The organism is Pseudomonas sp. Z4-20 (genome assembly GCF_051131955.1).
Classification (GTDB): Bacteria; Pseudomonadota; Gammaproteobacteria; order Pseudomonadales; family Pseudomonadaceae; genus Aquipseudomonas; species Aquipseudomonas marvdashtae.
On sequence record NZ_CP071641.1, the window covers coordinates 1,489,348 to 1,501,549 of the forward strand.

Genomic DNA, 12,202 nt, shown 5'->3' on the forward strand with positions numbered 1-12,202 from the left:
CATTCAACGCGGTGGGTCAGGAATAAAACGGTAGGCAGCTTTTACGACTGCTGCGCAGCCGAGCGGGAGCAAGCTCCCTCGCCACAACAGCTTATGCGAGCCCGAGGTGGACCAATCTCAGTAATCGCGCCGCTTGCGAAATGCCCAGCGGCCTGCAATCACGGTGAAGGTCGCCACCAGTGCGACCAGGATCCAGAAGCCGTGGTCATCACCGGCCAACGGCACGCCGCCGACATTCATGCCAAAAAAACCGGCAATGATGTTGATGGGCAGCGCCAGCACCGTGACCACCGTCAGGGTGAACAGCGTGCGGTTGCTCTGTTCATTGAGGTTGGCGGCAATTTCTTCCTGCAGCAATTTGATCCGCTCGCCAAGGGCGGTGAGGTCGTTGATGATCAACGCGAACTCCTCGGTGGATTTGCGCAGCTCCTTGACGTCTTCTTTCTGCAACCACTGCGGTGGGCGATTGAGCAGACGCAGCAACGAACCCGGCTCCAATGCCAGCAGGCGTTGCAGGCGCACCAGTATCCGGCGCTGGCTGCCGAGTTCGGCGCGGTTGTTGGACACGCGCGAAGACAGCAGTTGGTCTTCGATCTGGTCGACGCTGAGGCTGGTCTTGCGCACGATCTGGGTGAGCACTTCGCCTTGGTCGCGCAATAAATGCACGAGTAGTTCAAGCGGCGAGCGAAAGTGTTCCCCGGCCTTGACCGACGAGCGCAGCTTGTCGACCGAGTGCAGCGGTTGCAGGCGTGCGCTGACTATCAGCCGACTGTGGACGCAAACCCACAACGTGGACACATCCGAGGACACCAGGTTGCTGAGGTTGAATACCACATCGTTCACCACGGCCAGCAAGGCTGAGTCCACGTGTTCGATGCGGGTCGAGCGCGAGCCTTCGTGCAACGCTTCGAAAAACTCCACGGGCAAGGCCAGATGGTTTTTCATCCAGCGCTCACAAGCGGCATGAGCCAGGTTCAGGTGCAGCCAGAGGAATTCGTCGGCATCCTCCGGTTGCTGCAGGCTTCGCAGGGCCTGGGCCGAATCGATCTCTCGCCCGCGTTCGCCGGGGCGGAAGCGAAACCCGTAGAGCAGGCCGAACAGGTCCGGATCGCGGTGGCTTTGGTCGATGCTGTGGTTCATGAAGGCTCGCTGGCGGGAAGTGCCTGTCGTGGCGATGACAGGTTCACTTGAGCGGCATCATTGCAGGGTTTTTTGAAGGTTTTGTGACGGTTGAGCTGTGTTGCCCGGATCGGTAGCTATTTACAGCGTGCGCAAAAAAGCCGCGCAACTTGAAAGTTGCGCGGCTTTTTGATCGGTTAATTATCTTGTTTGTTGGAGAGCACTTTACCAGTGGTGGCGTCGAAGTCGATATCCCACTCTTGGCCATTGGCGTCGCGTACTTCAACTTCATATTCATAGCCGTTGAAGTGATTGTCCAGGTCGGTGTCGGTGATCGTGCCGCCCGGGTGCAACTTCAGGGCTTCGGCATTCATCGATTCCAGCGATTTGATTTTGCCGTCCTTGACCAACTGGGGAATCTGGTCGATGCGGACATCAGCCTGGGCCAAGCCAGCGGTAAGGGTCAGTGCAGCAGCAGTAAACAGGGCAGTCAACGTTTTCATGAGGTCTTTCCTTGGTGTCGTTAAAGGGTGATTCGTTTAAGTGGGTTCAGATTATCTGTGGCAACTTAATTCACCCTTAATTCGGAAAACTTGCAGCAACTGCCCCGATCCGGCCCTGATGCTTCAGTAGCCGTTCTTCTCCAATAGTTGCGCCACACTGCCGGTTTCGGGACGCTTGAAGTACTTGAGCAACTCACTGGCCCGGTTGGTGAAAATGCCATCCACGCCGGCATTCATCACGTTCTGGAAGTCCACCGGCTCATCCACAGTGTAGACATGTACCAGTAAACCTTGGTCATGGGTGTACTGGTTCATCCACGGCTGCACCAGGTCCGTGTAGCTCTGGCTGCCGCCATGGGTCAACGCCGCCGAAGGACCGGTGCCGATGGCGCCTTGGGCCTTGGCGTACTGGACCCATTGTTCGAACTCGGCCTTATCCTTGGGTTCCTGTTTGGCGTAGTACGCCGCCTTGTCGGTTTCGCCGGATTCGGCAAACGTCACCTTGGACTTGGGCTCGATATTGCCTTCACCGACCCACAGCAACAGGATTTTCGGCACCTTCGGCATTTCCTTGTGCAGCAGTTCCAGGCTGCTCTTTTCGAAGGTCTGCAATACCACCTTGCCCTTTCCTTGGCCTACCCCGATGGCGCCCTTGGCCAGCTTGGAGCCTGCCGGGCTCAACCAGCCACGATCTTGCAGCTTGTCCTTGAGGTCGCGCTCGATGCCTGGAAACAGCTTGGGCTCCTTGGTCTCGATGTACAGCCCTGGTTTGTGTTGCGGGTTGCCCTCGGCGATGTTGATGACTTCGTCCAGCGTCAGGATTTTCAGACCCGCGTATGAAGGACGCGCGCGGTCCGGGTAGGCCGCGTTGAACCAGCTGCCGGCGTCCAGCGTCTTGAGCTCGGCCATGGTGAATTCGTTGGCGGTCTTGTCCTTGCGCTCGGGAAACCTGGTCGCGACATCGGTGGTGCGCAACAGGCTGTCGTCGTGCAAGACGAACAGCACGCCGTCCTTGCTGCGTTGCAGGTCGAGCTCCAGATAATCGGCGCCCAGGTCACGCGCCAGTTTATAGGCCGCGGCGGTGGACTCCGGCGCGTCGAACGATGCACCGCGATGGGCGATGACCGCCGGGTGGGGGATACCTTGGAGGGTTGCCAGGGCCTTGGGATTCGGGACTTCGGCGGCATGTGCCTGACCGAAACCGAGCAACAGGCTCAGCATCAACGCGCTACGGGGGAGTGTGACAGGCATGTTCGAGGTCCTTTCGTGGGTGTAAAGACCTCTCTTTTAACAACTGAACGCGCTCGGCGCTATCGCCAGACCGTCATAAACCTGTGCGATGCAGATCTTTCCCACGCATTTTCGGGATGTTTTGAAGTAACCTTGGCGGCACCAGTTTCCCCGCCAGAGGGAAACCTCAAAATCTGTATTCGCTTGCCCTGCGTGTAAACCATCAATCAGACGTCCTGAGGTTTACCATGCGCACCACTTCCACATTCATCTGCCAGGCCGCGGACCAGCTCAAGGGCTTCGTCGGCCTGAACCGCAAGACCGGCCAGTACATTGTGCGTTTCAGCGAAGATGCCTTCGGCATGGACGTGGCCGACGACGGCATCATCCCCACCAGTGAATTCGTCTGGACTCCAGCGGCTGACGGCGCCATGACCCTCAACCGCGAGCGAATCCAGTTGCTGCTGGACCAGCACGTCGACGACCGGATCAACCTCACCGAACCGTTGCGGCTGTACATGGCCCGTAGCGATCTGCCGGAAATCATGGCGGTGCGGCAGTTGGTGGAAGGCTGAGCACTCGATGTTGAACTGAATAGAAAACCCTGTGGGGCCAACAAAGATTTTTGGAACGGCACGGTTTTGTGGCGAGGGAGCTCCCTCGCCACGAAAGCTTCCCAGCCACCACGCCACAGACTGATCAGCGCTCATGATATTTTCCTCGCGCAGGCTTCGACAAATGCGCGGACCAGCGGGGGCACCCGTCCTTCTAATGCGGCACGTTCAGGTTGGAACAGCGTGGAGACAAAGAACGGATGGTCCCGCAGCTCCACCGCTCGCAAGTCGTCGGCCGAATCCCGGGCAACGGCGTGCAGGCGCTGGCTCAGCAAGTCTTTTTCAAAATCCGGATTGACCCCGAAGCGGCAATGGTAGCCCTCGAACGCGGTCTGTCGGCCATAGGCCTTGGCAATCAGCGAGCCCGCCTCGAACTGAAGGCTGTCGATGGTTTCGACCAAGGCACAGCTCAGCGGCGTCAGCAGCGGCCGTTCAGCTTCTGGAGAGGTTTCACCATGAACGGCATCGGCCCAGCCCATCACATTACGGGCATATTCCAGCACAGCATGTTGAAAACCGCCGCAGGTGCCCAAGAAAGGGCGAAGCCGTTCGCGGGCAAAACGAATGGCTTGTAAGGCGCCGTTTTCGTTTTGGTAAGGGCTGCCGGGTACGCACCAGACACCGTCGAAGTTCTCCAGCACAGCGTTCTCGATAAGCGGTGTTGCCAGCCATTGCAGACGAATGGAATGGCCGGTTTGCTTGGCAGCCAGCTCAAGTGCGAGGGGGATCGCTCGATGCGCGGTGATGCGTGGGTCGTGGTCGCCGACCAGGGCGATGTTTAACGGATGCTGATTTTCCATGGGAGGTCCGCCGCTTGTTGATTCATGGTCGTCACTATAGATTGGCGTTTGTGCAATCAATATTGGCGTTTACCCAAGTGATCAATGCAGCGACGCACTATCGTCTCGACTATCCCGATCTGTCCCTGATCCTGGCGTTGGTCCGTGGCGGCTCGCTGGCCCGGGCCGCTCGGCTATTGCACGTGGATGTATCGACGGTGTTTCGTTCGGTACGTCGGCTGGAGGCGGCCCTGGGCCAGCCATTGTTCGAAAAGAGCCGTTCCGGGTATTTACCCACGAGCCTGGCCCAGGCGTTGGCCGAACAAGCCGAACGTGCCGAACAGGCTTTGGAGGCGGCGCGCGTCGGCGTGGAGCAGGGCGGCCAGGTAGTCAGCGGCACGGTGCGCCTGACGTGTACCGACGCGGTCCTGCAGGCATTGCTGCTGCCGGCGTTGGCGCGGTTCATGCCCGCTTATCCAGCGTTGACGCTGGAGCTGAGTACCTCGAACGACTTCGCCAACCTGAGCCGCCGCGATGCCGACATTGCCTTGCGCTTGACCCGTACGCCGCCGGAACATCTGGTGGGACGCAATCTGGGCAATGTGGTTTATCGGGTATGTGCTGGCGACGCGTATCTGCGCTCGACGAGTCTGCGGGACCTGGCGTCCATGACTTGGATCGCACCGGACGATTTCCTGCCTGATCACCCCACCGTGGCCTGGCGCCGCCAGCACTTGCCTGGGGTGGTGCCGGCCTATCGTTGTAATAGCATGCTTTCTGTCACCGAACTGGTGCGGGCCGGTTTGGGAGTGGCGGCACTGCCGGACTTTTTGATCGATGGCAACCAGGGCCTGACGCCCGTTGGTGAGCCATTGGCCGGGTATGACACGGCGCTCTGGCTCCTGACCCGACCGGACTGCCGCGCGTTGCGCTCGGTGGTGACGCTGTTCGATGAGCTGGGGCGCACTCTGCGGCGCAGCTGAGGTTCAGCGTTGGTAACAGGCCAGGAACATGTCCAACGCAGATTCGATCACCTGGGCCTGTTCAGGCGATGCAAGGCTCGGCTGGCCCATGGAAATCTGCGGCCAGAACGCGAATGTCTTGATCAGCCCATGCATCTGTTGGGCAGCAAATGCCGGGTCAACCGGTTTCAATCGACCGTCGGCCTGGGCCATGCGAATCCAGACGGTCAAGCCTTCTTCGCGCTCGCCCATACGCGCAACCATGTCTTGGGCCCGCTCCGGAGAGTGGATCGTTGCGGCGATGGCGATGCGCGCCAGGTCGAGAAAATTCTCATCCGCCAGCATGTGCAATTTGGCTTGAAGCAGCGTTCGAAGCTGATCGCGTAAAGGCTGATCCGTGGCGTAAGGGGTGAGCTGTTCTGCCGTGATGCTGTTCCATAGTCGATTCAGAATCTCGGCGAACAGGGCTTCCTTGCTGGGGAAGTGGTTATACACCGTGCGTTTCGAGACGCCGGCAGTCGCCGCGATCCTGTCCATGCTGGTGACCTCGAAACCGCTGCTGCGAAACTCCGCAATCGCGGATTGAAGGATCGCTTCGCGTTTTCGCTCGGTAAGGCGCTGCGGTACGGTCATGGGCATTTGTCGGTAGGAAAAAAGAAGTTACACCCGGCAGTTTACTTGCCCAGGAGATTCATGCAATCTAGAAACTACACCATGTAGTGTAGTTTTTGATTCAAGTGGCTGAGCGTGCATTGCAACGGCCATCCAGCGTCCCACGACGGCGAAGCGCAGCGCGCCGACGCCCTTGGAGTTATCGCACCATGACCAACCTTTCTTTTTCGACCGAAAATCCTTCGTCACGGCATGAACAGGGCAAATACCGCAATCATGCCGTTACGCCACGTGAGGGTTTTGGCACGACCTTGCGCGTCATCTGGAACATGGTCTTCCATAAACCGCACAACACGCGGCCCGCGGGCACCATCGACGTTCGACCATTGACTCGCGCCGCTCTGCTGACGGCGCCGAACCACAGCGTCTTCCGTCTCGGCCATTCCACCGTGTTGCTCAAGCTACGGGACAAATTCTGGCTGACCGACCCGGTCTTCTCCGAGCGCGCCTCGCCCGTGCAGTGGGCCGGCCCAAAGCGTTTTCATCAGCCGCCCATCAGCCTTGAGGAGCTGCCGCCGATCGAAGCGGTGATCCTTTCCCATGACCATTACGACCACCTCGACCATCACGCCATCCTGAAGCTCGCTGCCAAGACTCGCTATTTCCTCGCACCGCTTGGCGTGGGCGAAACCTTGGTCAAATGGGGTATCGACGCCGGCAAGGTGCGCCAGTTGGATTGGTGGCAAGGCACCGAGGTGGCGGGTATCGAATTCGTTGCCACGCCGTCCCAGCACTTTTCCGGGCGCGGCCTGTTCGACAGCAACGGCACGTTATGGGCCTCATGGGTAATGATCGATGGCGACACGCGAATTTTCTTCAGTGGCGACAGCGGTTATTTCGATGGTTTCAAACGCATCGGCGAGAAATACGGGCCCTTCGACCTGACGCTGATGGAAACCGGCGCCTATAACGTCGATTGGCCTCATGTCCACATGCAGCCGGAGCAGACCTTGCAGGCCCATATCGATCTGAAGGGCCGTTGGCTCTTGCCGATCCACAACGGCACGTTCGACCTGGCGATGCACGCCTGGTATGAACCTTTCGACCGCATCCTGGCGCTGGCCTGGGAGCGCAACGTTTGCATCACCACGCCGCAAATGGGCGAAGCATTCACCCTGACGCAACCGCAGCGTGGCCGCGCCTGGTGGCTGGACGTGGAGCCCTCGGCTTATCAGAACCAGACCGGCATGGCCTGACGCCCGGCTCGTTTATTCGATCATTGCGTAGTCCGACCGCTCCATCGGATCTGGCGTGGCGCCTTTGATATTCATGCCGCGTCCCGGAGCGAAACCCGGGAAGAACACCAACCCTTCGGCCTCCAGCCGGAAGGCCAGCGCCAGGCGCGTCACGTCAAGCAGCTCGCCACCGGCCTCGAAGCGCCGAATGGCCCGGACCGAGACGCCGGACTGTCGCGACAGCTCTTCGACACTCCAGCCCAGCATGGCTCGGGCCTGCTGGCTGTGAGCGGGGGTGAATTGATAGACCGCGATGCGTTCCAAGGTGGTTTTGATTGCGAGAGAGGCCATGGGGTGCTCCAAAGCGATGGATTCGAAAAATACTGTGTTTTTGTACAGTTGTTTTGAGTCCACTTCAATCTCATTTTTTTGATCAATGACCAGCGGTCTTCTCCAGCCAGGCACTCGGGGCATGTCCCAGTTTTCCACGATGTTCCATCTTGTTCCGACGCGGTTTTCTGACACAGTACGACGGTGTAATCCCACGGCAACCCGCTGAGTTTGCCGGTTGCGGTGGTTGGAGACGCAATAAAAAGCGTGGTGCTGCAAGTCACTTCTCGGACAACCCCGGCGCCTCCCGAATAATGAAGTGATCCAGGTTCTCGATATTGGCACTGAACACCCCGAACGTTTCTTCGGGGTTCTTCTTGCTCTGCACCTGCTTCAACTCCGGCGTCACGCCATAAAAGAAGCAATACAACGGCGCGTCACTGTCGATGGCGTGCTTGATCTCTGCCAGGAAAGCTTTGCGCTTGCGGTAGTTATCGATCAGCTTCTTGCTCAGGTAAACGTTGACCGAGTAAGGCTTCTTCTTCGCCTCGTCCGGCTGCTTGAACCAGACCTTTGCTTCGAAATCGATGCGAAAGCTCAGCGTGTAATCCTTAATCTCCTTGATCTTGCCCCAGTAAATCAAACCCTTGTTGTCCTGCAAGTAATCAATTTTCTTGAAGAACGACCCATAGGGCGCCGTGTGCTCGCCAATCTTCAGCGGCTTGCTCTTGAGCAGGTCCTTGTCCGCGAAGTTCGAGACGAAACACTCCACCGGGTGGGCGAAGACGCTGGTCTTGTCGGGTGTCGAGTCCTGGGCCGAATGGGCGTTGTCACCGTGGGACGATGGAAGATTCGACGTGGGCCGAGTCGCAGCAAGATCCTTCGGCTGATCCGACGGCTTGCGAATGTACTCACGCCGAGTCAGCAACAGCTCCGACGGAAAATGCTCTTCACGGCCATCATCCGTTTCTGCCTCGCCACTCTCCAGACCCAGCCCCGGCATCTTCGGACTGACATACGGGCAACCCTCGATATGCTGGGTAGTAGGTTGATTCTTGAAATGTGGCGTGCGGATGTAATTGACGTTCTTGGCGTTGAACGTCGTCAGCCGATTCTCCTCATCAAACGCCGCCCGACAGGCATCGTTGGGGCACTGAAAGCGCTCCTTGGCCGAATCGAAGGCCATGGTCTCGTCGAAATTCAGATCCCGAACGTCATAGATCGAAAGCTTGGCATCGAGGCTGAGGCAGTAGGCAGTGTCGAATTTCATCGGGGCTCGGGTCCGTGACAGGAGGTGTATTAATACCGAAGGACGCGGCGGGCTGCACCCAAAGTTTCAACGCACCACAAGACTCTGTGGGAGTGAGCCTGCTCGCGATTCCCAATCCCCAACCCGACCATCAAGCCTGCCCTCTACTTGCGCCCTGACAGCAACCCGTGGCGAGGGGATTTATCCCCGCTGGGCTGCGAAGCAGCCCCCGTTCTGCAGTTCCTTACACGGAGCAATCGGAACTATAATGCCGGTTATAGCCCGATCTCTCAGATAGTCGGCAATATAATGCCGAAAACAGCGACTAGGAACTTCGATGAAAGAGCCCACCGTCGAACAACGCAGGGAGATTATTGCCGACATCGTCACGCAGCATGTGACGGGATTTGAAACCCTGGGAACCGCTATCCGCCGACTACGGCTTGAAGTGACCGGGCTGGATCAGGAAACCTTTGCTGTCATGTGCAAGATGTCGACCAAGGCCCTGTACCAGATCGAGAAGGACAAGGGTAACCCGACCATCAACACGCTCGAATGTATTCTGAGAAAGTTCGGGCTGCGATTGGGGCTGACGAAGGCTGCAACATCCATCTACGCACCGCCCCCACAGAAACGAAAAACGGATCCTGAAACGCCTGTTCGCGGCGCTAATCCCCGACGCAAAACCGCAGCACAGCTTGGTAGCGTTGTTACGAAGACCAAGGATGGCGGCAAGGCCGATTAAGTGACAAACCTCAGGACAGTGACTAGAAGCGCCAGCTAGAACCTATCGAGCACTCAAGCTTGGTCCAGCTAAATCATTGGAGCGGTGTATGAGCGAGCAACTGCGAGTAACCCTACACGAAGCAAAGTCCCAGCTCTTTCAACTGGGTGCACGTGCATGGCGGGGCGACAGCGTGGTGATCACCAAGGCCGGCAAGCCTTATCTGGATCTGGTGCCCCATATCGATACACCGCAGGCGCGCAAGCCTGGGCGGTTGAAGGGGAAGATTTGGATGTCGGCGGAGTTTGGCCGTTCCTCCGAAGAAGTCATTGATGGTTTTGAGGGCGGCCAGCTTTGAGTTCAGACGAGCCTTCTTGCTCTAAGACTTCAGCAGACACCTCGGTTATGCAGGCCTCATCGAACTCCCGCATAGTGGCCATGTCGATAGCGCCGATTTTCAGCAGCGCTTCGGCCGAGCTGTGAATCGACTCGAAGGCCTCAGTTCTTATTTTTTTCGTCATTACATGTCTCCTTGGGTCTTTTTTCAACAGGCTGAACTGGCACTGGTGCTCTCAAACTCACGGAGCTTGCCGCGTCGCCGTCTCAACTCCCGTGGCGAGGGAGCTTGCTCCCGCTGGGCTGCGTAGCAGCCCCAATTCCATATCCCCAACAAAAAACCGCCGCCCGAACACGGACGACGGCTTCCGATTGAAGCTCAAAACCCTCGCATAATCCGAGAGGCTTTCCGCCACCAGGATTCATGCTGACTAAACGGATCATCCACCAACACCGCTGGCATATCCCGCAAACGAATCCATGGCTCATCCTGCCAGTGCAGCATGCACAGCGAAATCTTCGGCCAATCCAGCACACTCAACGTAGGTCGTTCCATCTTATGCGAGTAGCGTTCATCCCGCAGGGTAGGCACTACCTGATGCGTGATCCACTCACGCAGCAATCGATACTCAGGGCAGTAGTGATAAACCAGCAATGCATAAACGCCCGACTCGCTCAGCATCAGACGCTCTTCGGTCAAGCCGTGGATGTGCATGAGCATCATCCTGCGCTGGTCAGGGTCAAGCTTGCGGGTCATGCGTTCATCGAGGTGCTTGCTCATCAAGCGACCCAAATCGGAGGCGCTGAACCAAGCCTGGTTTTCAACCAAGAGGGCATGCAGATGGACGTTGTGACGGGTAAAAACCGCCGGAATGTAAGCATCAGACATGATGGGTCTCCGAGGTACACGGAGAACAGAGCTGCGCTTTCGTGGGCATAACAGATAACGAGGAGATGCGGCGTCAATACGGAACGATTCTGAGTTTTGCGTAGGGTAAAGGTAGCGTTCCGGTCCCAGAGTTAAACGCGGCTTTGGTGCTGCAGAAATATAAAAAACCCCGTTTTCACGGGGTTTTTAGTTAAGTCGCTGATGGTTCAACTTAGGACTTAGACATCAATCCCAGCTAAGCGCCCCACCCGTCTGATATTCAATCACCCGAGTCTCAAAGAAATTCTTCTCTTTCTTCAAGTCCATGATCTCGCTCATCCAAGGGAACGGATTCGTCGTCCCCGGATACTCTTCCTTCAACCCAATCTGCGACAAGCGACGGTTGGCGATGAACTTGAGGTAGTCCTCCATCATCGCCGCGTTCATGCCCAGCACGCCGCGAGGCATGGTGTCGCGGGCGTATTCGATTTCCAGTTGGGTCCCTTGCAGGATCATCTGGGTTGCTTCTTCCTTCATCTCGGCGTCCCACAGGTGTGGGTTTTCGATTTTGATCTGGTTGATCACGTCGATGCCGAAGTTAAGGTGCATGGACTCGTCGCGCAGGATGTACTGGAACTGCTCGGCGACGCCGGTCATTTTGTTGCGGCGGCCCATGGAGAGGATCTGGGTGAAGCCGCAGTAGAAGAAGATGCCTTCCAGGACGCAGTAGTAGGCGATCAGGTTGCGCAGCAACTCTTTGTCGGTGTCCGGGGTGCCGGTTTCGAACTTCGGATCGGAGATCGAACGGGTATATTTCAGGCCCCAGGCGGCTTTCTTCGCGACCGATGGGATCTCGTGGTACATGTTGAAGATCTCGCCTTCATCCATGGCCAGCGATTCGATGCAGTACTGGTAGGCGTGGGTGTGGATCGCCTCTTCAAAGGCCTGGCGCAGGATGTACTGGCGGCACTCCGGGTTGGTGATCAGGCGGTACACGGCCAGGACCAGGTTGTTGGCGACCAGGGAGTCGGCGGTGGAGAAGAAGCCCAGGTTGCGCATCACGATGCGGCGTTCGTCGTCGGTCAGGCCTTCCGGGGTTTTCCAGAGGGCGATGTCGGCGGTCATGTTGACTTCTTGCGGCATCCAGTGGTTTGCGCAGCCGTCCAGGTACTTCTGCCAGGCCCAGTCGTACTTGAAAGGCACGAGCTGGTTGAGGTCGGCGCGGCAGTTGATCATGCGCTTTTCATCGACGGCGACACGGGCGGAGGCGCCTTCGAGTTCGGCGAGGCCTTCGGCAACGTCGAGTTTATCGAGGGCGGCCTTGGCGCGAATGATCGCGGCCGAGTCGCTGGCCGTCACGGCACGGGCTTCGAGCGCGGCGGCACCGCCGGCGCTGTCGAGGCGGTCCATGTTGGCTTCAGAAGCGTGGCCGGCGTTGGCGCCTTTTACCGCGACTTCGCCGTCGTCTTCTTTGTCGAATTCGTCCCAGCTCAGCATGACGTGTCGTCTCCTGCGTGAGGGCCAGATGCCCATTGAAAGGCCTACTGGCCGCGGTGGATCTTGGAAAATCGTTTGTTGCAGCAGCTGACGCAGGCAATAAACAGAAAAATGTACGGGTTTACTGAAGCGGCTGTGAACGCA

Annotated in this window: 15 protein-coding genes; 5 read left to right on the top strand and 10 right to left on the bottom strand. The window is 58.0% G+C overall.

Annotated features, from left to right (window positions below):
• Positions 1 to 117: 117 nt before the first annotated feature.
• From J3P82_RS06890 to J3P82_RS06900, 3 genes are all read right to left on the bottom strand, one after another.
• Positions 118 to 1,140: a transporter gene (locus tag J3P82_RS06890; RefSeq protein ID WP_434561742.1), complete on the bottom strand. Its 1,023-nt coding sequence runs from the start codon at positions 1,138 to 1,140 to the stop codon at positions 118 to 120.
• 176 nt (positions 1,141 to 1,316) lie between these two features.
• A complete protein-coding gene (locus J3P82_RS06895; protein WP_434561744.1) occupies positions 1,317 to 1,622 on the bottom strand; it encodes a PepSY domain-containing protein in 306 nt (101 codons plus the stop codon).
• 123 nt (positions 1,623 to 1,745) lie between these two features.
• Complete coding sequence (locus J3P82_RS06900; protein WP_434561746.1) at positions 1,746 to 2,873, bottom strand: glycerophosphodiester phosphodiesterase; 1,128 nt, start codon at positions 2,871 to 2,873, stop codon at positions 1,746 to 1,748.
• Between the two features lie 227 nt (positions 2,874 to 3,100).
• On the opposite strand from J3P82_RS06900, the gene J3P82_RS06905 reads away from it, so the two are divergent.
• Entirely contained in the window at positions 3,101 to 3,427 is a 327-nt protein-coding gene (locus J3P82_RS06905; RefSeq protein ID WP_434561748.1) for a DUF2025 family protein, read from the top strand.
• Between the two features lie 131 nt (positions 3,428 to 3,558).
• On the opposite strand, the gene J3P82_RS06910 is transcribed toward J3P82_RS06905, so the two are convergent.
• Positions 3,559 to 4,266: a CTP synthase C-terminal region-related (seleno)protein gene (locus J3P82_RS06910; RefSeq protein WP_434563736.1), complete on the bottom strand. Its 708-nt coding sequence runs from the start codon at positions 4,264 to 4,266 to the stop codon at positions 3,559 to 3,561.
• 14 nt (positions 4,267 to 4,280) lie between these two features.
• On the opposite strand from J3P82_RS06910, the gene J3P82_RS06915 reads away from it, so the two are divergent.
• Positions 4,281 to 5,228: a LysR family transcriptional regulator gene (locus J3P82_RS06915; protein WP_434561750.1), complete on the top strand. Its 948-nt coding sequence runs from the start codon at positions 4,281 to 4,283 to the stop codon at positions 5,226 to 5,228.
• Between the two features lie 3 nt (positions 5,229 to 5,231).
• Here the strand turns inward: J3P82_RS06915 and J3P82_RS06920 are convergent, their stop codons facing one another.
• On the bottom strand, positions 5,232 to 5,840 hold the full coding sequence (locus tag J3P82_RS06920; protein ID WP_434561752.1) for a TetR/AcrR family transcriptional regulator: 609 nt from the start codon (positions 5,838 to 5,840) through the stop codon (positions 5,232 to 5,234).
• 188 nt (positions 5,841 to 6,028) lie between these two features.
• Here J3P82_RS06920 and J3P82_RS06925 point away from each other — a divergent pair, with 188 nt between their 5' ends.
• Positions 6,029 to 7,075: an MBL fold metallo-hydrolase gene (locus J3P82_RS06925; protein ID WP_434561754.1), complete on the top strand. Its 1,047-nt coding sequence runs from the start codon at positions 6,029 to 6,031 to the stop codon at positions 7,073 to 7,075.
• A 12-nt stretch (positions 7,076 to 7,087) separates the two neighbouring features.
• Here the strand turns inward: J3P82_RS06925 and J3P82_RS06930 are convergent, their stop codons facing one another.
• Together J3P82_RS06930 and J3P82_RS06935 are read right to left on the bottom strand one after the other, a co-directional pair.
• Positions 7,088 to 7,405, bottom strand: coding sequence for a helix-turn-helix domain-containing protein (locus J3P82_RS06930; protein ID WP_434561756.1), 318 nt, complete (start codon positions 7,403 to 7,405; stop codon positions 7,088 to 7,090).
• A gap of 259 nt (positions 7,406 to 7,664) precedes the next feature.
• Positions 7,665 to 8,654 carry a hypothetical protein gene (locus tag J3P82_RS06935; protein WP_434561758.1) on the bottom strand — a complete coding sequence of 330 codons (990 nt, stop codon included), beginning with the start codon at positions 8,652 to 8,654 and terminating at the stop codon, positions 7,665 to 7,667.
• Positions 8,655 to 8,970: 316 nt separating this feature from the next.
• On the opposite strand from J3P82_RS06935, the gene J3P82_RS06940 reads away from it, so the two are divergent.
• Both J3P82_RS06940 and J3P82_RS06945 read left to right on the top strand, forming a co-directional pair.
• Complete coding sequence (locus J3P82_RS06940; RefSeq protein ID WP_434561760.1) at positions 8,971 to 9,378, top strand: helix-turn-helix domain-containing protein; 408 nt, start codon at positions 8,971 to 8,973, stop codon at positions 9,376 to 9,378.
• 88 nt (positions 9,379 to 9,466) lie between these two features.
• Positions 9,467 to 9,715: a type II toxin-antitoxin system Phd/YefM family antitoxin gene (locus J3P82_RS06945; RefSeq protein ID WP_434561762.1), complete on the top strand. Its 249-nt coding sequence runs from the start codon at positions 9,467 to 9,469 to the stop codon at positions 9,713 to 9,715.
• Here J3P82_RS06945 and J3P82_RS06950 read toward each other — a convergent pair.
• The 3 genes from J3P82_RS06950 to J3P82_RS06960 all read right to left on the bottom strand — a co-directional run bounded on the left by J3P82_RS06950 (position 9,684) and on the right by J3P82_RS06960 (position 12,058).
• The gene (locus J3P82_RS06950) at positions 9,684 to 9,878 is read right to left on the bottom strand and encodes a DNA-binding protein (RefSeq protein WP_434561764.1); all 195 of its coding nucleotides are present in this window, start codon (positions 9,876 to 9,878) and stop codon (positions 9,684 to 9,686) included. The genes J3P82_RS06945 and J3P82_RS06950 overlap by 32 nt on opposite strands.
• Before the next feature lie 194 nt (positions 9,879 to 10,072).
• Complete coding sequence (locus J3P82_RS06955) at positions 10,073 to 10,582, bottom strand: BRO-N domain-containing protein (RefSeq protein ID WP_434561766.1); 510 nt, start codon at positions 10,580 to 10,582, stop codon at positions 10,073 to 10,075.
• Between the two features lie 225 nt (positions 10,583 to 10,807).
• Positions 10,808 to 12,058 (bottom strand): ribonucleotide-diphosphate reductase subunit beta, encoded by a 1,251-nt coding sequence (locus J3P82_RS06960; protein ID WP_417695946.1) that lies wholly within the window; start codon positions 12,056 to 12,058, stop codon positions 10,808 to 10,810.
• Positions 12,059 to 12,202 lie beyond the last annotated feature (144 nt).